The sequence below is a fragment of the Actinocorallia longicatena genome, from assembly GCF_039534125.1.
Lineage (GTDB): Bacteria > Actinomycetota > Actinomycetes > Streptosporangiales > Streptosporangiaceae > Actinocorallia > Actinocorallia longicatena.
This window is the reverse complement of the sequence record NZ_BAAAUV010000006.1, coordinates 109,902-133,242: the sequence shown is the minus strand read 5'-3', so window position 1 is coordinate 133,242 and position 23,341 is coordinate 109,902. Positions and strand designations below refer to the sequence as shown.

Here is a 23,341-nt window from a genome sequence, read left to right as displayed (position 1 = left end):
TCTTGACAAGTTCTTTTTTCGGTGAGAGCGTGGAGGCATGTTCGAAGCGAGCTCAGCATCACGGCTGCCGGCCCGGTGGCTCGTGGCGACGGCCGCCCGCCTGCTGGAAGAGGCGGGGGCGCTCGCCGCGGCGGACCGCGAGGCCGCGACGCTCGTGATCGACGGGGAGATACGGTTCGCCTCGGCGGCCGACAGGGCCGCCTTCGCAGACGAACTGTGCGGCTTCCTCACCGCGCTGGCCGGCCGGTACCACGACGGCACCTCCGCAGGGCACGGCCACCGCCTCGTGGTCGCCGTGCACCCCCGCGTGAAGGAGAGCTGACCATGGGACGCGAGTACCGGCGCGAGAACGAGGCCGAGGTCCAGGCCACCCCCGAGCAGGTCTGGGAGGCCATCGCCACCGGCCCGGGGATCGACTCCTGGTTCATGGGGCGCACCCGGGTGGAGGCGGGCGCGGTCACCACGGCCTTTCCCGGCTTCACGCTGAACCACCGGATCGGCGCCTCCGAGCGGGACGTCCGTTTCTCCTACGCCACCGAGACCGCCCCCGACGGGCGGTTCGAGGCCTACGAGTTCCTCATCGAGGGACGCGCGGGTTCCTCGACCGTGGTCCGCGCCGTCACCAGCGGGTTCCTGCCCGGCGACGACTGGGCGGAGGAGTTCGAGGCGATGTCCCACGGCCTCGACCTGTTCTTCGCCACGCTCGTGGCCTACCTCGGCGGCTTCGCCGGGCGGACGGCCGTCCCGCTCACGGTCGCCGGTGAGCCCGTCACCGACTGGGCGGCCACCCGGACCGCGCTCCTCGCGGCCCTCGGCCTGGACGATCCTCGGTCGGGCGACGCCGTGGCCTTCACCGTTCCCGGCGCCGGCCGGGTCGAAGGCACGGTCTACCACGTCAGCGACCTCACCCTCGGCATCCGCACCGGCGACGCGATGTACCGGTTCGTCCGCGGATTCCGGGGTCCTCTGCTCGGCATGCACCACCTCTTCGGGGACGTGACCCCCACCACCGGAACGGCCTGGCGGAACTTCCTCCTGGCCCTTCCCCCTCAGTGATCCCCCCTCGGCAAGAAGGAGACACCATGTCCACGGTCATCTCGGCGGACGGCACCACCATCGGCTACACGCGCACCGGTTCCGGGCCCTCGCTGGTCCTGGTCGACGGCGCGTTCTGCTACCGGGAATTCGGCCCGAGCAAGGAGCTCGCCGGGATCCTGTCGAAGGACTTCACCGTCTACGCCTACGACCGTCGCGGACGGGGCGAGAGCGACGGCACCCGGCCCTCCACCCCGCAGCGCGAGATCGAGGACCTGGCGGCCGTCGTCAAGGAGGCCGGAGGCGAGGCGTTCGTGCTCGGGCTGTCCTCCGGTGCGGTCCTCGGCCTCGAGGCGGCGGCGAACGGCGTGCCGATCACCCGTCTCGCGATGTACGAGGCGCCGATGATCGTCGATGACACCCGGGACCCGGCCCCGGCCGACTTCGAGCAGCGGATGCGCGGGCTGGTCGAGAAGGGGAACCACGGAGCGGCGGTGAAGGCGTTCATGCGGTTCGTCGAGATGCCCGCGTTCATGGTGGCGATCTTCCCGCTCATGCCGCCGTGGAAGAAGCTCAAGGCCGTCGCGCCGACCCTGCCCAACGATCTGGCCCTGTTCTCCGCCGGTCTCCAGTCGGGCAACCCGCTGCCGGCCGGGCGCTGGGACGCGGTGACGGCGCCGACGCTGGTCATGGGCGGCGGCAAGAGCCCGACGTGGATGAAGAACGGGGTGCACGCCACCGCGCTGGCGATCCCGGGCGCCGTGGAGGAGGAGCTCCCGGGCCAGACCCACATGGTGAAGGCCGCGGTGCTCGCGCCCGCCGTCACCGCCTTCTTCAAGAAATGATCTTCAAGAGATGAGCGGCGTCACTTCGCGGTGAGCTGGAGCGACACCTCGCCCTCACAGTGCGGGCAGACGACCGTGACACCCGGTTCGTCCGCCTTGCGGGGGCGGCGGCGTCGCCGGACCGTCGTGGCGCCGGCGAGGAGCAGGCCGAGGAACGGCCAGGCCCACGGGTAGGACGAGGTCTCCCCGGTGAACACCACCGGGCGCTCGATCCCGTCGATCTCGCCGCGCACCTGGTAGGTGCCGAACGCGGGGGCCGAGAACGACACCGGGACCCGGTAGGTGCGCTCCTCGCCCGGTTCGAGGGAGCCCAGAGCGGGGGCCGTCAGGATGCCGGTCGGGTCGGGGGAGCGGCCGGAGGACAGCGAGACGGGAGCGTCGGCGACCGTCACCTCGCCGTCGTTCCGCACGGTGTAGACGAGGGTCCGCGACGCCCGGCCGCCGAACCAGGCGCCGATCGAGGAGCCCTCGAGCCGGACCGAGGTGACGGTCAGCGACCGGGACCGGGCGTCGGCCGCCCTCTGCTGGCTCAGGCTCATCGTGCCCGCGCCCTTGACCGTGATCGGGACGGTCCTGGCCGTCCCGCCGCCGACCGGTTTCACCGACACCACGCACGGGCAGCCGACCGGCGGCCTGGCGACGTTGAGCAGCACGGTGCCGGAGCCCTGGGCGTTGACGAAGGTCGTCGCGGAGGAGCCGACGGCGCAGTCGGCGCTGCCGCGCCTGCCGCCGTTGCCGCACAGCTCGACCGCGACGTTCCCCGCGGGCCAGCCGGCCAGCCTGACCGTCACGGTCTGCCCGGGCTTGACCTCGGCCTTGTCGAGATCGATCGTCGGCCCCTGGAGCAGGGCCACCGTGAGCAGGATCATGCACGCCTCCGGCGCGGACGGCGGCGGCCGAGGAGCAGCAGGACCAGGGCGGCGGCACCGAGCACCGCCCACGGGACGGCCCAGAAGCCGGCGGTGCGGCTGGTCGCGGCCAGCCGGGTGGGGGAGACCCCCTCGGGGTCGGCGGGGGTCAGCCGGACCGAGGCCTTGAGCGGCCCGGCCGGCAGGACTCCGGGCACCCTGTCGGTGAAGGTCATCGACGATCCGGGCAGCAGTTCGGGGATCTCGCGGTCGGCGGGCGTCCCCTGCGGCCAGGCGAACGGCGCCTCGGCCGAGACGTGCGCGCGGGCCTTCAGCCGGACGTTGCCGGTGTTGCGGACCCGGTAGGTGACGGTCACGGTGCCGTCGCCGACGAGCGGGCCGTCGTGCGAGGCGGAGATCCGGTCCACGGCGAGGTTCGAGGTGAGCGGGCCGTTGACGCGCAGGTACACCCGGGCGGCGACCCGACGGTCGACGTTGACGCGCTGGCCGCCCCCGGTCGGCCGCTGCTCGGTGACGGCCGCGAGGACCCCGCCGGTGTGGTCGCCGGGCGTCGCGTCGCGGGGGATCGTCAGGGTGAAGGGAAGGTCGGCGCGCTTGCCGGGTCTCACCGTGACGGTCGCGCCGCCGACCTTGATCCAGGATCCGAGGTCCGTGGCCGGCTTGTCGGCCGTGAGCAGGGCGAAGGAGCCGTCCTCCGTCGTGAACGCGTCCGAGGGGTACACCCGGAACGTCAGCGGCTTCGTGCTCCGGTTGGTGATGCCGACGGTGTCGCGGACGGTCTGGCCCGGCTCCGCGGAGTAGACGAAGTAGTCGCGTCCGGTCGGCCCCTTGGGGCCGGACGGCTGGACGGACCAGCTGAAATCGGGGACCGGAGCGAGGACGAGTCCCGCCGCGACAACCCAGGGTGTGATCATGCACGTGCTCCGGGGAGAATAATGAGAGCGAGGGATGAGGGCGCCGTTACCGTCCTCATCCCTCGCCCGGCTTTCAGGAGAGGGTCAGGGTGAGGGTTCCGGTGTAGGATCCCGCCGGGACCCCCGCCGGGATCTGCAGGTCGAGGCCCGCGCCGAGCTCGAACACGCCGCCGCTGACGCCGCCCTGCGAGGAACCGAGGGTGCGCGCGACGTTCAGGCCGAGAGCGGGGGCGCCCGCGGTGACCTGGCCGTTGGAACCGTCGCCGACGACCGAGGCGGCCGGGCCCCAGGCGAGGTTCGCGCCGGGGATCGTGCCGCCCTCGGGCGAGGTGAAGTCGCTGACCTGGCCGACGAGGCTCCAGCCCGCGTTGGTGCCGCGGGTGTCGGTGACGGTCGCCTTGTTGAGCGAGCCGGTGGAGTGGCCGCCGAGCTCGGCGTCCGACAGCCCGACGTTGGCGCCCGCGACCTTGAGGGCCAGGGTGCCGCCCGCGGTGACCTTCGCGGTGAGGGTCTGCTGTTCGGTCGCGCCGCCGCCGGGGGTGCCGGGCTCGCCGCCGCCCTCGCCGCCGGTGAAGGTGACGGGGGTGAAGGTGTCCTGGGTGCGGTCAGGGACGCCGTGCGCGGCGATCGTGATGACGTAGCACTGGGTGACCAGGCAGTCGACCGCGGTGCCGTTGCCGTCGGTGTACTTGGCCTTGACGCCCGGGAGCGTCGTGGCGAAGGTGCCGTCGGCCTTCAGCTCGTCCTGCCCGGCCGAGGGGGTCGCGCCGAGGTGGACCCACTTGGTGGACTGGAAGATGCCCGCGTTGGTGGCGTAGTCGGCGGTCTTGGGGCCGAAGGCGACGTAGATGCCGAACTTGTTGTTCTTGTTCGGGTCGAAGCCGGAACCGGTGACGGTGAGGTCCTGGCCGGCCGGGTTCACGTCGGTCTTCGGCGTGACCGTGGTCTCCGGCCCAGCCGCGTGCGCGGGGGAGGCGAGCCCCGCCACGGCCAGTCCGGCCGCGGCGATGATGGGGCGGTAACGCATGCTGCTCCTAAGTTAGGTAAGCCTTACCTAATGACGATTCGGTACGCTAGCGCACGTTCTGTCCGCTTGAGAAGAGGACCCCACATGTCTGACCTGCCCTTCGGCCCCGAAGCCGTGTCCGCCATCACCGCCCACATGAACGGCGACCACGCCGCGGACAACGTCCTGATCTGCCGCGGGCTCGGCGGCGTCGCCGCGACGGAGGCCGTGAACACCGGCCTCGACGCCGAGGCGCTCGTGTTCGCCGCGACCGTCGACGGCCGCGAGGTCGAGGTGCGCATCCCCTGGAGCGAGCCCTTGAAGGACCGCGCCCAGGTCCGCCGCGAGGTCGTCCGCATGTACGAGGAGGCCTGCGAGGCCCTGGGCGAGACTCCCCGCGGCCACTAGCCCCGCCTAGCGGCGGGCGAACCTGCGGAGGCCGAAGGCCGCCGCGGCGGCGACCGCCGAGAGCGTCCAGAACGGCCAGGCCGGGGACGCGTCGGAGGTGGTGACCGTCTGGGCGGCCACCGGCGTCTCGCCGGTCAGGGGCGTCTGCGACGGGTCGCCCGGGGTGCCGGCGGCCGTCTTCCCGGGGGTGGCCGTGGCTCCCGGGGCGGCGGGGGCTGTCGTGCCCGGCGTCGCGGTCGTGGACGGCCGGGTGGTCTTCGTCTCCTTCGACGGCTCGGCGGCGGCGCCCTTGAACGTGACGCGGGTGAAGGTGTCCTGGGAGCGGTCGGCCAGGCCGTGCGCCGCCATCGTGATGACGTAACAAGGCGTCCTGGTGCAATCGACCGTCGAGCCGTGGCCGTCCTTGTACTTCGCCTTCACCGCCAGGGCGGTGCTGAAGGATCCGTCGCCGTTCATCGGGGCCTGCCCGGCGCCCGAGCCGCCCGGATGCACCCAGCGGGCCGCCCCGAAGGCGAGCGAGTCGGTGGAGAAGTTCGCGCGCCTGGGCCCGAACACCACGTAGACGCCGAACTTGTTGTTGCCGGTCGCGTTGAAGCCCTGCCCGCCGACCGAGATCGTCGCGCCCGCCGGGTCGAGCCCGGACGCCGGGGCGACGGACACGGAGGCCGCCGCGGCCAGGAGGAGAGGGGTGACGATCATATGAGGCCCATCGGTGAGGTTAGGGTGCCCTATTTCTTCTTAGGCAAGCCTAAGCTAAGGTACCTGACGCAAAGGATCAATAGGGCGATATCGCCCAGTCGCCCCACCGTTAGGACATTCATGGAGTCGTTCTCGGCCCAGCTTCGGCAGGCGAGCATTCAGGACCACGCGGCCGCCGAGTCGACGAGCTACATCGGCGACCTGATGGCCGGAACGCTCCCCGTCACGGCCTACGCGGCCCTCTCGGTCCAGCTCCACGCCGTGTACTCGGTGCTGGAGGAGGCCTCCGACGCCCACCGGGAGCGGCCCGTCGCGGGGCCGTTCTGCTTCGAGGAACTGCGCCGCAGGCCCGCCCTCGAGGCCGACCTCGCTCTGCTGCTGGGCCCGGACTGGGCGAAGGAGGCCGAGCTGACCGAGGCGACCCGCGCCTATGTGGAGCGGCTGCGCGAGGTGGCCTTCGACTGGCCCGGCGGCTTCGTCGCCCACCACTACGTGCGCTACATGGGCGATCTGTCCGGCGGCCAGATCATCGGCCGCGGCGTGGAGCGGGCCTACGCCCTCGAGGGCGGCGCGGGCGCGCAGTTCTACCGCTTCCCGCTGATCCCCAAGCCGAAGAACTTCAAGGACGCCTACCGCGCCCTGCTCGACGAGGCGCCCTTCGACGCCGCCGAGCGCGACCGGATCGTCGCCGAGGTGAGGCTGGCCTACCGCCTCAACACCGACGTGCTGATCGACCTCGGCGCGCTCGTGAAGGGGGAGGCGGCGTGAGCGGGGCCTCCGCCAAGGGCGACAAGGGCCAGACCCTGACGATCTCGAAGGCGGCGCTGTCCGACGGCGACACCGTGACCGTCTCGGGGACCGGCTACGACACGGCCAAGGGCGTCTACGTGGCCCTGTGCAGGGACCTCGGACCCGGCCGGAACCCGACGCCGTGCGGCGGCGGCGCCGACACGGCCGGGCAGTCCGGCGGCTCCCAGTGGATCTCCTCGAATCCGCCGCCCTATGGCAGGGATCTGGCCGTGAAGTACGGCGACGGCGGCACCTTCACGGTGAAACTGAGCGTCAAGGCGAAGATCTCCGACACCGTCGACTGCGCGAAGGTGAAGTGCGCGATCGTCACCAGGGCCGACCACACGCGCTCCGCCGACCGGTCGCAGGACGTCCGGGTGCCGGTGGAGTTCGGCGGCGGATCCTCGAAGACGGCCCTGATCGCCGGTGGCGCCGCGGTCACCCTCGTGCTGCTCGTCGCGCTCGCCTTCGTCCTGGTCCGGCGGCGCGGGGCGGCGTCGGAATGAAGATCGTCCGGTGGAGCGCGGCCCTTGCCACGACCGCGCTCCTGCTCTCCGGGTGCGGTGGCCGGGGGGCCTCGCCCGTGAGCGGATCCGGCGCGGACCCCGCTGCCGGGTGCGGCCCCTCGACCGCCGTCAGCACCGCCCGTGACGTCGATCCGCTGAGGCCCGCGCCGAAGCCGGTCCTGCCCGTCACGGTGAAGTCCGCCGACGGAACCGAGGTCACGGTCAAGGACGCGAGCCGCATCCTGCCCGTCAACCTGTACGGGTCGATCGCGGAGATCGTGTTCAGCCTCGGCCTCGGCGACCGCGTGGTCGGCCGGGACGCCTCCACGACCTTCCCCGCCGCCGCGGCCAAGCCCCTGGCGACCGACCAGGGCCACGACCTGTCGGCGGAGGCGATCCTCGGGCTCGACCCGACCGTCGTGATCGCCGACAGGAGCATCGGCCCGCCCGAGGTGCTCACCCAGCTCAGGCAGGCGGGCATCCCGGTCGTCATGATCGACGACGAGCAGACCCTGCCCGCGGTCACCGCGCACATCACCGCGATCGCCGGGGCGCTCGGCGTGCCCGCCGCGGGCGAGAAGCTCGCCGGGCGGGTGACCGCGCGCATCGCCGGGGCGCGGAAGAACGCCCCCGCGAAGCCGCTCAAGGTCGCCTTCCTCTACGTGCGCGGCACGGCCGGGGTCTACCTCATGGGCGGCAAGGGCGCGGGCTCCGACGCGATGATCCAGGCGATCGGCGCGACCGACGCCGGCACCGCCGCGGGCCTGAGCGGGTTCCGCCCGCTCACCAGTGAGGGCCTCATCAACGCCGCGCCCGACGTCATCCTCGTGATGAGCGCGGGACTGAAGTCCGTCGGCGGCGTGGACGGGCTGCTGAAGCTCCCCGGCGTCCGGCAGACGCCCGCGGGCGAGCACCGGCGCGTCGTGGACGCCGAGGACGGCGCCCTGCTCAACTTCGGCGCCCGTACCGGCGACACCATCAGCGCCCTGGCCAAGGCGGTCTACGAGCCGTGCGCCTCGTGAGACGGTTCGGCCTCCTCGCCGTCCTCGCGGCCTCGCTCGTGGCCCTCTGCCTGTTCGCGGCGGGCAGCGGGCAGGTGGACGTCCCGCCCGCCGAGGTGCTCGGCTCGCTGCTGCACCACCTCGGCCTCGACCTCGGGCCCGAGCCGTCGGCGATCCAGGGCGAGAACGCCCTGTGGATCGTGCGGTTCCCCCGTGTCCTGCTGGCCGTCGTGACCGGCGCGGCACTCGGCTGCGCGGGCGCGCTCATGCAGGGCGTGTTCGGCAACCCGCTGGCCGAGCCGGGCGTCATCGGAGTCTCCTGGGGCGCGGCGGTCGGCGCCGCCACCGTCATCGTGTTCGGCCTCACCGCCCTCGGCAACTGGACGATCGTGGCCGCCGCGTTCTGCTGCGGCCTGCTGACGACCCTGCTGGTCTACTCGATGAGCCGGTCGAACGGCCGCACCGAGGTCGTGACGCTGCTGCTCACGGGCATCGCCGTCAACGCGGTCGCCACGGCCGCGCTCGGGCTGCTGATGTTCGCCTCGACCAACGACGGCCTGCGGGCCATCACCTCCTGGCAGCTCGGCAGCCTCGCCGGTGCCACCTGGAACTCCGTCGCGATCGTCGGGCCCGTGGCCATCGTGGGCTGCGCGGCCTCCTTCGGGCTGGCCGGGCGGCTGGACCTGCTGTCGCTGGGGGAGCGGACCGCCCGGCACCTGGGCGTGCACGTCGAACGGCTGCGGTTCGCCGGGATCGTCCTGATCGCCCTGCTGACGTCGTCGGCGGTCGCGTTCAGCGGGATCATCGCCTTCGTCGGGCTGGTCGTCCCGCATCTGGTCCGGATGGTAGCTGGGCCCGGTCACCGGATCCTGCTGCCCGCCAGCGCGCTGGGCGGCGCGTGCCTGCTCGTCGCCGCCGACCTCGTCGCCAGGACCGCCGTCGACTTCCAGGAGCTGCCCCTCGGGGTGCTGACCTCGGTCGTCGGCGGGCCGTTCTTCTTCTGGCTGCTGCGCAGGACGCGCGCCAGGTCCGGAGGGTGGGGATGATCCGCAGAAGGACCAGGACGCCCGGCGACGGCGTGGCGATGACCGTCCGGGGGCTGGGGGTGCGGCGCGGGGCGCGCCCGATCCTCTCCGGAGTCGACCTCGACATCAGGCCGGGCGAGATCCTCGCGCTGGTCGGACCCAACGGGGCGGGCAAGTCCACGCTGCTGGGGGCGCTCTGCGGCGATCTGCCCGCCGAGGGGAGCATCGACCTCGACGGCCGCCCGCTGGACGCCTGGCGCCCGGTCGAGCTGGCCATGCGCCGAGCGATCCTCAGCCAGCGGAACACCCTCGCGTTCGCCTTCACGGTCGAGGAGATCGTCCGGATGGGACGGGCGCCCTGGGCGGGAACCTCCCATGCCGAGGACGACGACCGGGCCGTCGCCCGTGCGATGGAGGACGCCGACGTCGCCCGCTTCGCCGGGCGGCGCCACCCCGAGCTGTCGGGGGGAGAGCAGGCCCGGGTAGCGCTGGCCAGGGTGCTGGCCCAGAGCGCGCCGATCGTCCTGCTCGACGAGCCGACGGCGGCCCTCGACGTCCGCCACCAGGAACTCGTGTTCGCCGTCGCCCGGCGTCAGGCGGCCGAGGGCAGGGCCATCGTCGCGGTCGTCCACGACCTCGCCCTGGCCGCCGCGCACGCCGACCGGATCGCGGTCCTGTCCGCGGGCACGCTCGCCGCGTGCGGGCCGCCCGGGGAGGTCCTGGCGGGAGAGCTCCTGAGTGAGGTCTACGAGCATCCGATCGAGGTGCTGCCGCACCCGAGGACGGGCCGCCCGATGGTGCTTCCCGTCCGGGACTGAGGCCTGAACCTCCGGTCCCGGACGGGCGGACCGATCAGATGTCGGGCCTGGTGTTCCTGGCCCCGGCGACCTTCTGGTCGGCGTGCACCGGCCGGTCCAGCGCGTACCTGCCCTGCGGCACGGACGCGTCGGGCCTGCCGTTGTACTCGTCGTGCGGTCCCGGCTCCGGCTCGGTGTCCCTGAACGGCTCGGTGTCCCTGACCGGCTCCATGGGCCGGGTCGGCTCGGGGACGTCGTCCCGGTGCAGGTCGTCTCGGTGCAGGTCGTCCCGCTGGAGGTCGCGGTCACGGTGGGCCTGGGCCGCCTCGGCGTGACGCTCGGCGAGATTGGTCTCCCGGACGCCCACCACGGCCAGCCGGCCGAGGGCCATCGCGGCCAGGTAGACGATGAGGACGCCGGCCCCGGTGAAGAAGGTCAGCTGCTCGGCGATCTGGCGGTCGCCGCTGCCCAGCGGCGTGCCGATGCCGGGCCCGTTCCACAGCGGCGAGAGCGTCGGCCCGACGACGAGCCAGGCGCCCGCCACCACGGCGAGCCCCGCGCCGAACGCGGCGATGACCCTGCTGGCGCTGACGACCAGCAGCAGCGCGCCGACCACGGTCACCGCGCCGGGCAGCACGGAGAACACTCCGCGGCCGTCGGTCCAGATCCAGGTGTCGCCGCCGGGCGTGTAGCCGAAGTCGGCGGACGGCCCGACGAAGGGGGCCAGTGCGGCCCACAGCCCGAGGACGACCAGCAGGGCGCCACTGAGCGCCCCCCGCGTCCTGGGTACTCGGTTGATCGCGGTCATATCGGAGAACCTCCCGTGAGGTGAGGCCGACCTCGTACCCGCGAGAGAGAGCTCCATGCCTAGACTGCCGTGCATGGACAGGGCCTACGACATCGTGCTGTACGGAGCCACCGGTTTCACCGGCGCGCTCACCGCCGCCTACCTCGCCGAGCACGCGGGCGGGACCCGCTGGGCGCTGGCGGGGCGCAACAGGGCGAAGCTCGAGGCGGTCAGGGACGGCCTGGGCCTCGACCTCCCGCTGCTGCACGCCGACGCCGACGACCCCGGGACGCTCGAGGATCTGGCCCGGCAGACCAGGCTGGTCATCACGACCGTCGGGCCCTACATCAAGCACGGTGAGCCGCTGGTCGCCGCCTGCGCGAGGAACGGCACCGACTACGTCGACCTGACCGGCGAGCCGACCTTCGTCGACCTCATGTACGTGCGGTACCACCGGCAGGCCGAGGCGTCGGGGGCGCGGATCGTGCACGCCTGCGGCTTCGACTCGATCCCGCACGACCTCGGCGCCTACTTCACCGTCCAGCACCTGCCCAAGGACGTCCCGCTGCGCGTCGAGGGATTCCTCCAGGCGCACGGGACCGCGTCGGGCGGCACGGTCGCCTCGGCCAAGGGCGTCATCCTCGATCCGCTCGGGATGCGCAGGGCCGCGCGTGAACGCGACCGGATCGAGCCGAGGCCCCGCGGCCGGCGGGCGGCCGTCGCCCGCGGCCCGCTCCCGCGGACCCGGCTGCGCGGCGGCGTCGCGATCCCGCTGCCGACCATCGACCCGCAGATCGTGGTGCGCAGCGCCCGCGCGCTCGAGCGCTACGGCCCCGACTTCACCTACGGTCACTTCCTCGCCGTGACGCGCGGCGGGGGCGGTCTCGGCGGCGAGCACGGGCTGCTCACCACCCTCCGGCAGAAGCCGGGCGACGGCCCCTCGGCCGAGCAGCGCGCCAAGAACTGGTTCCGGGTGACCTTCCACGGCGAGGGCGGCGGCGAGCGCGTCGTCACGCGCGTCGAGGGCGGCGACCCCGGCTACGACGAGACGGCCAAGATGCTGGGCGAGTCCGCGCTCTGCCTCGTCCACGACGCGCTGCCCGACACGGCGGGACAGGTCACCACGGCTCAGGCGATGGGCGACGCCCTGATCGAACGGCTCGTCCGGGCGGGGATCGGCTTTCGCGTACTGTGACGGATCCGAACGGATAGTGAGAACGCCTGAAACGCCCTTAGCTCCCATGTCATCCTGTGGCTTGTCGTGATCAATTCATCACCATAGGTCACAGGGTGGGGAATGCTGCTATTCCGGAACAAGAAGGGCTTTCGGGTCAGCGAGGACGAAGCCCTCGAATTCATTCGCACTTTCTACGCCGAGAATCCCGAGGCGGGGTCCCCGGGGGAACGGCTCCGCGAGGTCCGCGACGACATCCGCCGCACCGGCACCTACCGGCACACCGTGCCCGAGCTCGAGTACGGGGCCCGGGTCGCCTGGCGCAACAGCAGCCGGTGCATCGGCCGGCTGTACTGGCGGTCGCTCCGGGTCCGTGACCGGAGGGACGTGACCACGGCCGCGGAGGTGGCGGCCGAGTCGGTCCGGCATCTGCGCGGCGCCACCAATGGCGGGCGGATACGGCCGGTGATGACCGTGTTCGCCCCCGACGGACCCGACGGGCCCGGTCCGCGGATCTGGAACGACCAGCTCATCCGCTACGCCGGCTACCGGGTCCCGTCCGGCGAGGAGGCGGGCGAGGTCATCGGGGACCCGGCCAACGCGGATCTCACCGAGGTCGCCCTGGCGCTGGGATGGACCGGGGGGACCGGCGGCCCCTTCGACGTCCTGCCGCTGGTGATCGAGGCCGGTCACGAGCCTCCGGAGCTGTTCGAGGTGCCGCGTTCGGCGATCCGTGAGGTCCGCCTCCGTCACCCCGACCATCCGTGGTTCGCCGAGCTCGGCCTGCGCTGGCACGCGGTCCCCGCCGTCTCCGACATGACCCTGGAGATCGGCGGCGTCGGCTATCCCGCGGCGCCGTTCAACGGCTGGTACATGGGCACCGAGATCGGCGCCCGCAACCTCGCCGACTCGGGGCGTTACGACCTGCTGCCGATCCTCGGCGGGCTGCTCGGCCTCGACACCACGTCCGAGGCGAGCCTGTGGCGGGACCGCGCCATGGTCGAGCTGAACCGGGCGGTGCTGTACTCCTTCGCCGAGGACGGCGTGGCCATCACCGACCACCACACCGAGGCGCGCCGCTTCCTCGCCCACATGGAGAAGGAGGAGCGGGCCGGGCGGGTGTGCCCCGCGGACTGGACCTGGATCGTCCCGCCGATGTCCGGTTCGGCCACGCCGGTCTTCCACCGGCTGTACGACAACCCCGACCTGCGGCCGAACTTCCTGCGCAGGGAGCGCCCGTACGGCGGTGATTGACAGACCGGCCGCTGATCCGGAACCGTAAGCGGCACCTGAAGGAGGTGCCCCATGAGGCGGCGGACGGTCTTTGCGGGAGTGCTGGCGGCGGCGGCCGCGGCCGGAATCGTTCTCGCGGTGCAGGGGGCCAGCGGCGCGGACAAGGACGCGACACCGCCTCCCGCGCCCACCTCGGGCGTCCAGGAGAAGACCCTCGGCGATCCGGGCGGCGCCGTCCTGCCCACGGGCGGGGCGACGCCGGTCCAGATGCCGGTCAAGTAGCCGCTGGTCAGTTCGGGAGCTCGACGCCCTCGAGGTTCCAGGTCGGCGGGTTGTACTTGCGCATCTTCAGGAACAGATCGCGTGTGTGACGGTCGAAGATCGGCGAGTACAGGTAGCCGTCCCACTTCTTGAGGAAGAAGCTGACGACCGAGATGACCTTGCCATAGCCGTTGGCCTTCTGCGAGACGATGATCGGCCCGCCGCTGGCGCCGTGGCTGAGGTCGCACTTCAGCGCCAGGAACTTCTGGCCGCCGACCTTGCGCTGCTTGGTGTGGCCCTTGCACATGCGCAGCCGGGAGCCGTCGTCGGCGTAGGCCTGGTCGCCCGGGTTGTGCACCGCGGCGTAGCCGAACTCACGCGCCCACCAGTCGCGCTTCTTGTAGCTGTAGCCGAGGCTCTGGCCGCCGGTCGCCTTCTGGATCGGCCCGCTGCTGTGCTTGGCCATCACGATGAAGGCGTAGTCGGCGGTGGAGTCGGCCTGGGTGCGCCAGCGGTTGTAGTAGGAGATGCGCCAGCCGCCCCACAGGCCCTTGGGCGTGCTGCCCTTGTCGGTGTCGGGGTTGAAGACGATGTAGTCGGGGTTCCAGCCGTTCTCGGGGTTGTAGACGCAGTGGGCGGCGGTGAGGACGACGCTCTGGTTCCCCTTGCCCTTGCCCTTGAACCCGGAGGCGATGACGGTCGCCGAGCAGGTCGCGTACTGGTCGGAGCCCTCCTGGAAGGCGTACAGCCTGCCGATCATCTTCGCGGGGGCCTTGCCGTGCGCGGTGACGACCTTGGCCTTGGTGACCGGGGGGACGGGCTTGGCGGCCGCGGGTCCCGCGACCTTCCTGGCCATCATCGAGTCCAGCGGGTTGGCCTCGGCCCGCCGGATCCTCTCGGGTGTCCAGAACCCGTCAGGGGAGGCCTTCAGTTCCTGTTCGTGGACGGACTTGGCCGCCGCCGCGTGCACGGGACTCAAGGGAGTGAGGAGAAGGGCTGCGACGGCCATGGGCAGGCCGAACAGCCGTAGCGCTTTTCGCAAGACGTCTCCGAAAGTCGGGGGGTTTGTTCGGTGCTGTACCGAAGGTTTCCGATTCGTCGTGGTAGGTCAAGGAGACCTGCCGTCACGGTCCGGGAAAGATCGTTGACATGGCGGGTGGCCTCGGCCACGGTGGTTGTGCTCTTGCACGGGAGCGCGGAGGGAGCACGAGGATGACTGGACGGACGATCGTCGGGGTGGCCGCCGTCGCGGCGGTCACGGGACTGGCTGTCGGATGGGTCGGGGTGAGCACCGCACACGGCGACGCGTCCCGATGGTCCGATGACGACGCTTTCGCAGAGGTTCCGGAAACCGCCTGACCGGATCCTGCCAATCGCGCGTGCCGCCCGCGCCATGAGATCTCCAAGGCGGGTTCCGCAGCTGCGAGGCCTTTCGGGTTCTCACCATGGTATCTGCGAGTGTAGGGTACGTGATGTGACGGCATTTCGGATCAGTGAAGCCGCCGCCCTGCTCGGTGTCAGTGCCGACACGGTGCGGCGATGGGTCGATTCCGGCCGGCTCGCCGCCGAACGCGACGAGAACGGCCACCGGTCGGTCGCCGGCGCGGACCTGGCGGCCTTCGCGCGCGGTCAGATCCACGGCGAGGACTCCGCCGCCTCCTCGGCCCGCAACAGGTTCAGGGGCATCGTGACCGAGGTGATCCGCGACGCGGTGATGGCCCAGGTCGAGATCGCCGCCGGACCGTTCCGCGTGGTGTCGCTGATGAGCCGCCAGTCGGCCGACGAGCTCGGGCTCGAGCCCGGCGTGATGGCCGTCGCGGTGATCAAGTCGACCAATGTCGTCGTCGAGCTTCCCGGCTGAGGGGCGCCGGCCCTGAGATCCCGTGCCCCCTGGGGACTGATCGTCCCCGCGCTGATCGCCCTGGTCTTCCTGGCGCTGCCGCTGGCCGGGCTGATCGTCCGCGCGCCCTGGTCGACCCTGCCGCAGCGGCTCGCCGAGCCCCGTGTCCTGGAGGCGCTGCGCCTGTCCCTGGTGACGGCCACCATCGCCACCGGGCTCTGCCTGGTGTTCGGCGTGCCGCTGGCCTGGTTCCTGGCCCGCGTGGACTTCCGCGGCAGGCGCCTGGTCCGGGCGCTGGTCACGGTGCCGCTGGTGCTTCCGCCGGTCGTCGGTGGTGTCGCGCTGCTGCTCGTGCTCGGCCGCAACGGGCTGGCGGGGAGGTGGCTGGACGCCGCCTTCGGGTTGACGCTCCCGTTCACCACCGCCGGAGTGGTGCTGGCCGAGGCCTTCGTCGCCATGCCGTTCCTCGTGATCAGTGTCGAGGGGGCGCTGCGGGCGGCCGATCCCCGGTACGAGGAGGCCGCCGCGACCCTCGGTGCGTCGCGGTGGACGGTCTTCCGCCGGGTGACCCTGCCGATGATCATGCCGGGGGTCGTGGCGGGCGCGGTCCTGTGCTGGGCGCGGGCGCTCGGCGAGTTCGGTGCGACGATCACCTTCGCGGGGAATTTCCCCGGGAAGACCCAGACGATGCCGCTGGCCGTCTACCTGGCGCTGGAGACCGATCCCGATGCGGCGATCGTCCTCAGCCTCGTGCTGCTGGCGGTGTCGGTGGCGGTCCTGGCGCTGCTGCGCGACCGGTGGGTGAGCACCTCGTGAGCCTCGACTTCCGGCTCGTGGTCGACCGCGGGGCCTTCCGGCTCGATCTGGCGCTGGCCGTCGCGCCCGGCGAGGTCGTCGCGCTGCTCGGCCCGAACGGGGCGGGCAAGTCCACCGCGTTGCGCGCCCTGGCGGGCCTGACCCCGCTGACCGACGGGCACATCCGCTGGGACGGCCGCGACCTGCACACCCTTCCGCCCGAGTCCCGGCCGACCGGCATGGTCTTCCAGGAGTACCTGCTGTTCCCGCACCTGTCCGCGCTCGACAACGTGGCCTTCGGGCCGCGCTCGCACGGCGCGTCCAGGGCGGGGTCGCGGCGGACCGCCGCGCTCTGGCTGGAACGGGTCGGGCTCGCCGGGCAGGCGGGGGAGCGTCCCGGACGGCTGTCGGGAGGCCAGGCCCAGCGGGTGGCGCTGGCCCGGGCGCTGGCAGTCGACCCCTCGCTGCTCCTGCTGGACGAGCCGCTCGCCGCCCTGGACGCCCACACCCGGCTGGAGATCCGCTCCGCGCTGCGGCGGCATCTCGCGGACTTCCCGGGCGCGACCGTCATGGTCACCCACGACCCGCTCGACGCGATGGTGCTGGCCGACCGGCTCGTCGTCATCGAGGGCGGGACCATCGTGCAGGAAGGCGGCCCGGCCGAGATCGCCCGGCGGCCCCGCACCGACTACGTCGCCCGGCTGGTCGGGCTCAACCTCTACCGGGGCACCGGATCGGATCGCGCGGTGAAGCTGGAGGCGCTGACCCTCGCCACCGCCGACCGGGTCGAGGGCCCCGCCCACGTGGCGTTCCCGCCGTCGGCCGTCGCGCTCTACCGGACCCGCCCCGACGGCTCCCCGCGCAACCTGTGGGAGGGCGTGATCGACGGCCTCGAACAGCACGGCGACAACATCCGCGTCCGCCTGACAGGACCCCTCGACGCGGCCGCGGACGTCACCCCCGCCGCCGTCGCGGCCCTCGACCTCACCCCTGGCGCCCGGGTCTGGGTCTCGGTCAAGGCGACCGAGACCCGCGCCTACCCGGCCTGACCTCTTTCAGAGCTCGTGGAGCACCACGATCCCGAGGAAGGCGGCCACGGCCGGTTCGGCCAGCGTCACCGTGGTGGCGGTGGCCGCCGAGACGGTCCGCAGGCCCCGCACGTAGAGCAGGTAGCCGCCCGCGGTGGTGACCACGCCCAGGTAGAGGGCGACGGCCGCGCCGGACGGTGAGAGCACCCAGCCGGGACCGGTCGCGGCGAACACCGGCGCCAGCAGGAATCCCGCCAGGCCGAACGTCGAGGCGGCGACGGCGGGCTCGCTCAGCCCGTCGCGCAGGAGCCTCCCGGCGGCGACGGCGTACCCGGCGTTGAAGACCCCCGTCACCAGGGCGAGCACCAGGCCGACGGGATCACAGCCGGTCGCCGCGAACACGAGGATCCCGGCGGAGAGCCCGGCGACCAGGACGGCCCGGCGCGGTGAGCCGGTGAACAGCGCCGCGAAGACCGGGGCCGAGCCGAGCGCGAGGACGCTCCCCGCCGCGACGCCCGCTTGGGCCACGGCCGCGAAGAAAGCCGTGTGGTAGACCGCCAGGCAGGCGGCGGCGAGCAGCAGCCTGCCCGGCGGGACGGTCAGGACCGAGGCGAGCCCCCGCCGGGCGACCAGGCAGAGCAGTGCGCCGCCGAGGATGATCCGGGCCGCCGCCACGGAGAGCGGCGAGGCGTCGGCGAACGACCGGACGGTGCCCGTGGTGCCCCACAGGACGGCGGCGAGCAGCACGGAGAGGACTCCGGCGCGCACGCCGGAGGAAGAGGAGACCAACACGGAAAGACGCTCCTGAAGCGGAAGGAATGAGGATTCCGGCTCCGGGGCGTGAACGTCAGAGAAGAACCGCCCCGGTCAGGGGAGCGGCGGTGAGATGACGGCTTTCCGGTGGTTCATGAGGCCATCCTAAGCGCGTTCAGTACACGTCGCGGACGTAGCGCTTGTCGGTGGCGAGTTTGCGGACGTAGGCGTCGGCGGCCTCGGGGGACAGATGCCCCTGGTCGGTGGCGATCTTGCGCAGGGCGGTGTCGACGTCCTTGGCCATGCGGGAGGCGTCTCCGCAGACGTAGAGGTGGGCGCCGTCCTGGAGCCATGACCACAGCTGCCCGGCGTGCTCCCGCATCCGGTCCTGGACGTAGACCTTGGTGCGCTGGTCGCGGGAGAAGGCGACGTCGAGGCGGGTGAGGACGCCGGAGTCGCGGTAGGCCGACAGGTCGTCCTCGTAGTAGAAGTCGGTGGCCCGGTGCTGCTCGCCGAAGAACAGCCAGTTGGGGGCGGAGTGGCCGCGGGCGCGGCGCTCGTCGAGGAAGCCGACGAAGGGGGCGATGCCCGTCCCGGGACCGATCATGATCATCGCCGTGGCGGGGTCGGCGGGCGGCCGGAAGTGCGGGGCGCGCTGGACGAAGATCCTCGGCTCGTCGGAGCCGGCGGCCCGGTCGGCGAGGAAGGTGGAGGCGACGCCGCCGCGGGCCCGGCCCGTCACGCTCTCGTAGCGGACCACCGAGGTGGTCAGCCCGATCTCGCCCGGATCGGTGAGCGGGCTGGAGGAGATGCTGTAGAGCCGGGGCTGGAGTTCCTTCAGGACCGCGGCCCACTCCGCCGCGCCCGCCCGCACCGGATACTCGGCGATCACGTCGACGGCCTGCCTGCCCCAGGACCAGGCCGCCAGCTCGGTGCGGTTGTCGGGACGCAGCAGCTTCTTCAGCAGCCGGTCGCCGGTCCGCTCGGCGAGGAAGCGCAGCAGATCGGGGGTGATCCGGGCGATCTCCAGCCGGGCCAGGTCGAGCTCGTCCGCCGGCGCGAGCCCGGTGACCTGGAGCCACTCGGCGACGAGCGCCGGATCGTTGACGGGGTGGACGCCGAGCGCGTCGCCCGCCTCGTAGGCGAGCTCGCCGTCGGTGGCGAAGGTGAACCTGCGGACCTCCTTGGCCGCGCCCGGGCGGCTCAGCAGCCGGTTGCCGATCAGCCGGGCGGGACGCCCCTCCCGCTGGGCCCTGCGGCGGACGGCCGGAGCCGCGGGCGCCGCCGGGGGCTCGGCCAGGGCGGTGAGGACCTGGTCGAGCCAGACATGGGCGGCGTCCTCGAAGTCGGGTTCGCAGTCCACGCGGGGGGCGAGGCGGGTCGCCCCCAGCTCGTCCAGGCGCTGGTCGAGCTTGCGTCCGTGGCCGCAGAAGTCGGCGTAGGCGGAGTCGCCGAAGGCCAGGACGGAGTAGCGCAGGCCGTCCAGGCGGGGGGCGTCCTCGGCGGCCAGAGCGTTCCAGAAGGTGGCGCCGTTGTCGGGGGCGTCGCCGTCGCCGAAGGTGGAGGTCACCACGAGCAGGTCGGCGTCGCGGGGGAGGGCGCCCGGGGTGATCTCGTCCATGCTCAGGAAGCGGGGGCGCCGGTCGCCGAGCCGGTCGACGGCCGTGGCGGCGAACTCCTCGGCGTTCCCGGTCTGGGAGGCCCACAGCACGACCAGTTCCCGCCCGCCCGCCGCGACGGGGGCGGCACGGGAGAACATCCCGGCCAGGACGCCGTTCACCCAGATGGCGTCGGCGGCGGAGAAGGGCGCGCTCTCGGGCAGCACGGGGACGCCGCCGGGCGGGCCGCCCGCCCCGACCAGCACCCCGGCCAGGTAGCGGCGCTGTTCGGCGGAGAATTCCGGCGGCCGCACGTCGCCCAGCCCGAACGGATCGGCGGCGCCCCGCTCCGGTGGGGCGGGCGGCGCGGCCACGGAGGCGACCTTGGCGAGGGAGACGGCGCACGCCTTGAACTCGGGCTGGAAGGACAGCGGATCGACCGCGTCATTGGTGACGGCGTTCACGCTCAGGTACTCGCCGAAGAGATCGTTCCAGTGAAACGGCGCGAACAGGGTGCCGGGCAGCATCCGGTCGGTGACCAGGGCGGGGAGCACGGCCCTGCCCCGCCGGGAGGCCACCTCGACCTGGTCGCCGCCGGTGATGCCGAGGGCGCCGGCGTCGGCGGGGTTGAGCTCGACGAACGGGCCGGGGTCGAGCTTGTTGAGCTTCGCGACCTTCCCGGTCTTGGTGAGGGTGTGCCACTGGTGCTGGACGCGGCCGGTCGTGAGCGTGTACGGGTAGTCGTCGTCCGGCATCTCGGCGGCGTCCAGGTGGGGCCGGGCGAAGAAGACGGCCTTCCCGCCGGGGGTGGGGAAGACGAGGTCGGTGTAGCGGATCGGGTTGCGGGCCGGTCCGCCGGGGGCGGCGGGCCACTGCACCGGGGTCTCGCGCAGCCGCTCGTAGGTCGCGCCGCGCAGGTCGTAGCCGGTCTTGGGGTTGGCGAACCGCTTGATCTCCTCGAAGATCTCCTCAGCCGACTCGTAGGGGAAGGCGTCGGCGTAGCCCATCTCCCGGGCGATCAGGGTGATCAGCCGCCAGTCGGGGAGGGCCTCGCCGGGCGGGTCGACGGCCTTCTCCAGCAGGGTGAGGGTCCGTTCGGAGTTGACGAAGACGCCCTCGCCCTCGGCCCAGAGCGCGGCGGGCAGCACGAGGTCGGCGTAGGCGTTGGTCTCGGTCTCCGCGAACGCGTCCTGGGTGAGCACGAACTCGGCCGTCTCCAGGCCCTGGATGACGTTGCGGCGGTTGGCGACCGAGGCCACCGGGTTGGTGCAGATGATCCAGGCGGCCTTGATCTCGCCCTCGGCCATCCGCTCGAACATCTCGATCGTGCCCTTGCCGAACTCGGTGCGCAGCGTCCCGCGCGGCAGCCCCCACACGTCCTCGGTGAAGTGCCGGTCCTCCTCGGACAGGCTGGCCCGCTGGCCGGGCAGGCCGGGACCCATGTAACCCATCTCACGGCCGCCCATCGCGTTCGGCTGGCCGGTGAGGGAGAACGGGCCGCTGCCGGGCCTGCAGATCGCGCCGGTGGCCAGGTGCAGGTTGACCAGGGCGTTGGTGTTCCAGGTGCCGTGGGTGGACTGGTTGAGCCCCATCGTCCAGCAGGACATCCAGTTCGCGGCGCCGCCGATCAGCGCGGCCGCCTTCCGGAGGTCGGCCTCGTCGAGGCCGGTCAGCTCGGCGACCTTCGCCGGGGTGTAGTCGCCGAGGAACTCCTCGAGGTGCTCCCAGCCCTCGGTGTGGGCGGCGATGAACTCCGGGTCGGTGGCGCCGTCGGCGACGAGGAGGTGCAGGAGGCCGTTGAGCAGGGCCAGATCGGCGCCGGGGCGGATCTGGAGGAACAGGTCGGCCTTGTCGGCGGTGGCGGACCTGCGCGGATCGACGACGATCAGCTTCGCGCCCGCCTTGACCCGGTCCATCATCCGCAGGAACAGGATCGGGTGGCAGTCGGCCATGTTCGCGCCGATGACGAGGAAGACGTCGGCGTGCTCGAAGTCCTCGTAGGAGCCGGGCGGGCCGTCGGCGCCGAGCGACAGCTTGTAGCCGGTGCCCGCGCTGGCCATGCAGAGCCGGGAGTTCGACTCCAGCCGGCTGGTCCGGACGTACCCCTTGGCGAGCTTGGTCGCCAGGTACTGGGCCTCCATGCTCATCTGGCCCGACAGGTAGAAGGCCACCGCGTCGGGGCCGTGCTCGTCGATGATCGACCGCAGCCGCCGCCCGGCCTCCTGGACGGCCAGGGCCACCGGCAGCTCGACGGGCTCCTCGCCCCGGTCCGCCCTGATCATGGCGGTCGCGAGCCTGCCCCCGGCCGCCAGCATCTCGGCGGTGGTCGCGCCCTTGGTGCACAGGCGGCCGAAGTTCGAGGGATGCTCGCGGTCTCCCGACGCCTTCACCGCTCTGCGCCGTCCGTGCTCGTCGATCACGGTGTCGAGCCGCAGCCCGCAGCCGACGCCGCAGTAGGAACAGACGGTCTTCACGGTCCCGATGGTCACCCTCGAAACGTAGAAAAGTCCCGTTTCGGCCGTGTCACAACCATATGAAACGGGACGTTACGTCTGTCCTGCCTCCTCACAAGGCGTCATGTGAGGAGGCGGGGAGGGGTTGCGGCCTACTTCGTGCGGCGGTAGATGACCTTGCGGGTCGTGGTGGATCCGTCGGGCTCCCCGTGCTTCTGGGAGAGCGTCAGGGTCTTCTTGGTGCAGAGGGAGAGGGCCTTGACGCGCACCACGAAGACGTCGTCACCGGACCGGACCTGCGGCGCCAGCCGCTGGACGCCGCCGTCGATGTCGGGGAGGATCACCGCGCGCACGGTGGCGGGGCCGGTGGCCGTCTTGGCCTTCGGGGTGAACGTGCCCTTGGCACCGCCGGTCAGCTTCACCGCGTACTTGAGGGTCTTGCGATAGGTGAACTTGGCCTTCAGGACGCCGTTGGGGGTGTTGGCGACCATCCACACGGGCTTGGACTTCGAGAAGTCGTAGCTCGCGGTGGAAGTGGTGATCTTCAGCTTGGTGCCGGTGCCGCCGGACATCTTGGTGACGATCTTCTTGCCGCCGACGACGGCGACGTTGGTCGTGGCCTGGCCGGACAGCCTCCACGAGCCGATGGCGCACTTCTTCTTGACCGCGGCCGGAGCGGCCTGGGCCGGGGTGGCGAGGACGGCCATGCCGCCGAGGGCGAGGGCGCCGACGGCGCCGAAGCTCGCGATCTTGCTGAACATGTGTGCGTCTCCTGAGGTTGAATGCCCCTTTTGGGACACTTTGCTCAGGAGACGCTATCGCCCGCGGAGACCCCCTGCTACCGGCTGAACTTGAGCAGGAACTCGACCTGGCCCGAGTCCTCGACCTTGGCCCCCGGGAAGCTGGGGTTGTCGATGCCGTAGTCGCTGAAGGTCACCGGGATCTGACCGCTGGCCTCGAAGGAGTCCGCGCCGGTGCGGGTGGCCGTGACCTCGAAGGTGACCGGGTTGGACTTGCCCTTGAGGGTCAGGTCCCCCGTCGCCTCGGCCTTCAGCTGGGCGCCGACGGCCGGGAGGGTGCCCAGGTCGATCGGCTTGGTGAGGGTGAAGGTCGAGGTCGGGAACTGCGAGACGTCCATGATCCGCCCGCGGAACTGGCCGTCGCGCTGGTCCTTGTCGGACTTCACGCTGGCCATGTCGACGGTGAAGGTGCCCTTGGGCACCTGGGTCCCGGACATGGTGATCTCCCCGGTGACCGTTCCGGTGCGGCCGACGGCCTCGGTGGACTGCCCGAAGAGGACCTCCTTGACCCGGTAGCCGGCCAGTGAGCCGGATCCGGACTTCCAGACCCCGTCGACCGAGGTGGCCGGCCCGCTCGCGACGGCCCCCGAGGACGGCTGGACCGACAGCTCGTCCGGCGCGTCCCCCTCGATGAACTTGGTGTAGACGAATGGCGCGACCACGAAGGCCAGAAGGAGAACGCCCACTCCGGCGATGATCCAGCGCTTCAGATTTCGGCTCATCTG

General features: G+C 72.1%; 25 protein-coding genes. 15 read left to right on the top strand and 10 right to left on the bottom strand.

Annotated features, from left to right (window positions below; genetic code table 11):
• Nucleotides 1–37 precede the first annotated feature (37 nt).
• The 3 genes from ABD785_RS14005 to ABD785_RS13995 are packed head-to-tail and all read left to right on the top strand — an operon-like array spanning nucleotide 38 to nucleotide 1,880.
• Nucleotides 38–322 carry a hypothetical protein gene (locus ABD785_RS14005; RefSeq protein ID WP_344827535.1) on the top strand — a complete coding sequence of 95 codons (285 nt, stop codon included), beginning with the start codon at nucleotides 38–40 and terminating at the stop codon, nucleotides 320–322.
• Nucleotides 323–324: 2 nt separating this feature from the next.
• Nucleotides 325–1,056: an SRPBCC family protein gene (locus tag ABD785_RS14000; RefSeq protein ID WP_344827534.1), complete on the top strand. Its 732-nt coding sequence runs from the start codon at nucleotides 325–327 to the stop codon at nucleotides 1,054–1,056.
• A gap of 26 nt (nucleotides 1,057–1,082) precedes the next feature.
• Complete coding sequence (locus tag ABD785_RS13995; protein WP_344827531.1) at nucleotides 1,083–1,880, top strand: alpha/beta fold hydrolase; 798 nt, start codon at nucleotides 1,083–1,085, stop codon at nucleotides 1,878–1,880.
• Nucleotides 1,881–1,900: 20 nt separating this feature from the next.
• On the opposite strand, the gene ABD785_RS13990 is transcribed toward ABD785_RS13995, so the two are convergent.
• The 3 genes from ABD785_RS13990 to ABD785_RS13980 form a co-directional block, all read right to left on the bottom strand.
• A complete protein-coding gene (locus tag ABD785_RS13990) occupies nucleotides 1,901–2,749 on the bottom strand; it encodes a COG1361 family protein (protein ID WP_344827529.1) in 849 nt (282 codons plus the stop codon).
• Nucleotides 2,746–3,663, bottom strand: a complete 918-nt coding sequence (locus ABD785_RS13985) for a WxL protein peptidoglycan domain-containing protein (RefSeq protein ID WP_344827526.1) — start codon at nucleotides 3,661–3,663, stop codon at nucleotides 2,746–2,748. The genes ABD785_RS13990 and ABD785_RS13985 overlap by 4 nt, the downstream gene beginning before the upstream one ends.
• A gap of 73 nt (nucleotides 3,664–3,736) precedes the next feature.
• Nucleotides 3,737–4,690: a WxL domain-containing protein gene (locus ABD785_RS13980; protein ID WP_344827524.1), complete on the bottom strand. Its 954-nt coding sequence runs from the start codon at nucleotides 4,688–4,690 to the stop codon at nucleotides 3,737–3,739.
• 84 nt (nucleotides 4,691–4,774) lie between these two features.
• On the opposite strand from ABD785_RS13980, the gene ABD785_RS13975 reads away from it, so the two are divergent.
• Nucleotides 4,775–5,077 carry a DUF2470 domain-containing protein gene (locus tag ABD785_RS13975; RefSeq protein WP_344827522.1) on the top strand — a complete coding sequence of 101 codons (303 nt, stop codon included), beginning with the start codon at nucleotides 4,775–4,777 and terminating at the stop codon, nucleotides 5,075–5,077.
• A gap of 6 nt (nucleotides 5,078–5,083) precedes the next feature.
• Here ABD785_RS13975 and ABD785_RS13970 read toward each other — a convergent pair whose 3' ends face one another.
• Nucleotides 5,084–5,776: a hypothetical protein gene (locus ABD785_RS13970; RefSeq protein WP_344827519.1), complete on the bottom strand. Its 693-nt coding sequence runs from the start codon at nucleotides 5,774–5,776 to the stop codon at nucleotides 5,084–5,086.
• A 120-nt stretch (nucleotides 5,777–5,896) separates the two neighbouring features.
• Between ABD785_RS13970 and ABD785_RS13965 the strand changes: the two genes are divergently transcribed.
• The 5 genes from ABD785_RS13965 (at nucleotide 5,897) to ABD785_RS13945 (ending at nucleotide 9,915) form a co-directional block, all read left to right on the top strand.
• Entirely contained in the window at nucleotides 5,897–6,544 is a 648-nt protein-coding gene (locus tag ABD785_RS13965) for a biliverdin-producing heme oxygenase (RefSeq protein ID WP_344827515.1), read from the top strand.
• Nucleotides 6,541–7,071 (top strand): hypothetical protein, encoded by a 531-nt coding sequence (locus tag ABD785_RS13960; protein WP_344827511.1) that lies wholly within the window; start codon nucleotides 6,541–6,543, stop codon nucleotides 7,069–7,071. Before ABD785_RS13965 ends, ABD785_RS13960 begins: the two co-directional genes overlap by 4 nt.
• 77 nt (nucleotides 7,072–7,148) lie before the next feature.
• Nucleotides 7,149–8,093, top strand: a complete 945-nt coding sequence (locus tag ABD785_RS13955; RefSeq protein ID WP_344827509.1) for a heme/hemin ABC transporter substrate-binding protein — start codon at nucleotides 7,149–7,151, stop codon at nucleotides 8,091–8,093.
• Complete coding sequence (locus ABD785_RS13950; RefSeq protein WP_344827506.1) at nucleotides 8,081–9,118, top strand: FecCD family ABC transporter permease; 1,038 nt, start codon at nucleotides 8,081–8,083, stop codon at nucleotides 9,116–9,118. The genes ABD785_RS13955 and ABD785_RS13950 overlap by 13 nt, the downstream gene beginning before the upstream one ends.
• Complete coding sequence (locus tag ABD785_RS13945; RefSeq protein ID WP_344827502.1) at nucleotides 9,115–9,915, top strand: heme ABC transporter ATP-binding protein; 801 nt, start codon at nucleotides 9,115–9,117, stop codon at nucleotides 9,913–9,915. The genes ABD785_RS13950 and ABD785_RS13945 overlap by 4 nt, the downstream gene beginning before the upstream one ends.
• Nucleotides 9,916–9,949: 34 nt before the next feature.
• Here the strand turns inward: ABD785_RS13945 and ABD785_RS13940 are convergent, their stop codons facing one another.
• Complete coding sequence (locus tag ABD785_RS13940; protein ID WP_344827499.1) at nucleotides 9,950–10,702, bottom strand: hypothetical protein; 753 nt, start codon at nucleotides 10,700–10,702, stop codon at nucleotides 9,950–9,952.
• Nucleotides 10,703–10,775: 73 nt separating this feature from the next.
• On the opposite strand from ABD785_RS13940, the gene ABD785_RS13935 reads away from it, so the two are divergent.
• From ABD785_RS13935 to ABD785_RS13925, 3 genes are all read left to right on the top strand, one after another.
• On the top strand, nucleotides 10,776–11,876 hold the full coding sequence (locus ABD785_RS13935) for a saccharopine dehydrogenase family protein (RefSeq protein ID WP_344827496.1): 1,101 nt from the start codon (nucleotides 10,776–10,778) through the stop codon (nucleotides 11,874–11,876).
• 102 nt (nucleotides 11,877–11,978) lie between these two features.
• A complete protein-coding gene (locus ABD785_RS13930; protein ID WP_344827493.1) occupies nucleotides 11,979–13,109 on the top strand; it encodes a nitric oxide synthase oxygenase in 1,131 nt (376 codons plus the stop codon).
• A gap of 51 nt (nucleotides 13,110–13,160) precedes the next feature.
• The gene (locus ABD785_RS13925) at nucleotides 13,161–13,370 is read left to right on the top strand and encodes a hypothetical protein (RefSeq protein WP_344827490.1); all 210 of its coding nucleotides are present in this window, start codon (nucleotides 13,161–13,163) and stop codon (nucleotides 13,368–13,370) included.
• A 7-nt stretch (nucleotides 13,371–13,377) separates the two neighbouring features.
• Here the strand turns inward: ABD785_RS13925 and ABD785_RS13920 are convergent, their stop codons facing one another.
• Complete coding sequence (locus tag ABD785_RS13920; protein ID WP_344827486.1) at nucleotides 13,378–14,328, bottom strand: trypsin-like serine peptidase; 951 nt, start codon at nucleotides 14,326–14,328, stop codon at nucleotides 13,378–13,380.
• Between the two features lie 495 nt (nucleotides 14,329–14,823).
• On the opposite strand from ABD785_RS13920, the gene ABD785_RS13915 reads away from it, so the two are divergent.
• From ABD785_RS13915 to ABD785_RS13905, 3 genes are read left to right on the top strand one after another with little or no spacing between them, the layout of a single operon-like run.
• Nucleotides 14,824–15,210: a TOBE domain-containing protein gene (locus tag ABD785_RS13915; protein WP_344827482.1), complete on the top strand. Its 387-nt coding sequence runs from the start codon at nucleotides 14,824–14,826 to the stop codon at nucleotides 15,208–15,210.
• Between the two features lie 12 nt (nucleotides 15,211–15,222).
• The gene (locus tag ABD785_RS13910) at nucleotides 15,223–16,005 is read left to right on the top strand and encodes an ABC transporter permease (RefSeq protein WP_344828512.1); all 783 of its coding nucleotides are present in this window, start codon (nucleotides 15,223–15,225) and stop codon (nucleotides 16,003–16,005) included.
• Complete coding sequence (locus tag ABD785_RS13905) at nucleotides 16,002–17,033, top strand: ABC transporter ATP-binding protein (protein WP_344827478.1); 1,032 nt, start codon at nucleotides 16,002–16,004, stop codon at nucleotides 17,031–17,033. Before ABD785_RS13910 ends, ABD785_RS13905 begins: the two co-directional genes overlap by 4 nt.
• A 6-nt stretch (nucleotides 17,034–17,039) precedes the next feature.
• Here ABD785_RS13905 and ABD785_RS13900 read toward each other — a convergent pair whose 3' ends face one another.
• From ABD785_RS13900 to ABD785_RS13885, 4 genes are all read right to left on the bottom strand, one after another.
• Nucleotides 17,040–17,804, bottom strand: a complete 765-nt coding sequence (locus ABD785_RS13900; protein WP_344827473.1) for an EamA family transporter — start codon at nucleotides 17,802–17,804, stop codon at nucleotides 17,040–17,042.
• A gap of 136 nt (nucleotides 17,805–17,940) precedes the next feature.
• Nucleotides 17,941–21,852 (bottom strand): bifunctional nitrate reductase/sulfite reductase flavoprotein subunit alpha, encoded by a 3,912-nt coding sequence (locus ABD785_RS13895; RefSeq protein ID WP_344827470.1) that lies wholly within the window; start codon nucleotides 21,850–21,852, stop codon nucleotides 17,941–17,943.
• A gap of 116 nt (nucleotides 21,853–21,968) precedes the next feature.
• Nucleotides 21,969–22,577, bottom strand: coding sequence for a hypothetical protein (locus ABD785_RS13890; RefSeq protein ID WP_344827465.1), 609 nt, complete (start codon nucleotides 22,575–22,577; stop codon nucleotides 21,969–21,971).
• A gap of 77 nt (nucleotides 22,578–22,654) precedes the next feature.
• Complete coding sequence (locus ABD785_RS13885; RefSeq protein ID WP_344827460.1) at nucleotides 22,655–23,338, bottom strand: YceI family protein; 684 nt, start codon at nucleotides 23,336–23,338, stop codon at nucleotides 22,655–22,657.
• Between the last annotated feature and the right edge of the window lie 3 nt (nucleotides 23,339–23,341).

What these genes read in the sequence shown, in the direction of transcription:
- ABD785_RS14005 (WP_344827535.1), top strand. Translation starts at nt 38, where the DNA reads ATGTTCGAAGCGAGCTCAGCATCACGGCTGCCGGCCCGGTGGCTCGTG.
- ABD785_RS13945 (WP_344827502.1), top strand. Translation starts at nt 9,115, where the DNA reads ATGATCCGCAGAAGGACCAGGACGCCCGGCGACGGCGTGGCGATGACC.
- ABD785_RS13930 (WP_344827493.1), top strand. Translation starts at nt 11,979, where the DNA reads ATGCTGCTATTCCGGAACAAGAAGGGCTTTCGGGTCAGCGAGGACGAA.
- ABD785_RS13970 (WP_344827519.1), bottom strand. Translation starts at nt 5,776, where the DNA reads ATGATCGTCACCCCTCTCCTCCTGGCCGCGGCGGCCTCCGTGTCCGTC.
- ABD785_RS13940 (WP_344827499.1), bottom strand. Translation starts at nt 10,702, where the DNA reads ATGACCGCGATCAACCGAGTACCCAGGACGCGGGGGGCGCTCAGTGGC.
- ABD785_RS13975 (WP_344827522.1), top strand. Translation starts at nt 4,775, where the DNA reads ATGTCTGACCTGCCCTTCGGCCCCGAAGCCGTGTCCGCCATCACCGCC.
- ABD785_RS13935 (WP_344827496.1), top strand. Translation starts at nt 10,776, where the DNA reads ATGGACAGGGCCTACGACATCGTGCTGTACGGAGCCACCGGTTTCACC.
- ABD785_RS13980 (WP_344827524.1), bottom strand. Translation starts at nt 4,690, where the DNA reads ATGCGTTACCGCCCCATCATCGCCGCGGCCGGACTGGCCGTGGCGGGG.
- ABD785_RS13985 (WP_344827526.1), bottom strand. Translation starts at nt 3,663, where the DNA reads ATGATCACACCCTGGGTTGTCGCGGCGGGACTCGTCCTCGCTCCGGTC.
- ABD785_RS13990 (WP_344827529.1), bottom strand. Translation starts at nt 2,749, where the DNA reads ATGATCCTGCTCACGGTGGCCCTGCTCCAGGGGCCGACGATCGATCTC.
- ABD785_RS13890 (WP_344827465.1), bottom strand. Translation starts at nt 22,577, where the DNA reads ATGTTCAGCAAGATCGCGAGCTTCGGCGCCGTCGGCGCCCTCGCCCTC.
- ABD785_RS13995 (WP_344827531.1), top strand. Translation starts at nt 1,083, where the DNA reads ATGTCCACGGTCATCTCGGCGGACGGCACCACCATCGGCTACACGCGC.
- ABD785_RS14000 (WP_344827534.1), top strand. Translation starts at nt 325, where the DNA reads ATGGGACGCGAGTACCGGCGCGAGAACGAGGCCGAGGTCCAGGCCACC.
- ABD785_RS13885 (WP_344827460.1), bottom strand. Translation starts at nt 23,338, where the DNA reads ATGAGCCGAAATCTGAAGCGCTGGATCATCGCCGGAGTGGGCGTTCTC.
- ABD785_RS13965 (WP_344827515.1), top strand. Translation starts at nt 5,897, where the DNA reads ATGGAGTCGTTCTCGGCCCAGCTTCGGCAGGCGAGCATTCAGGACCAC.
- ABD785_RS13925 (WP_344827490.1), top strand. Translation starts at nt 13,161, where the DNA reads ATGAGGCGGCGGACGGTCTTTGCGGGAGTGCTGGCGGCGGCGGCCGCG.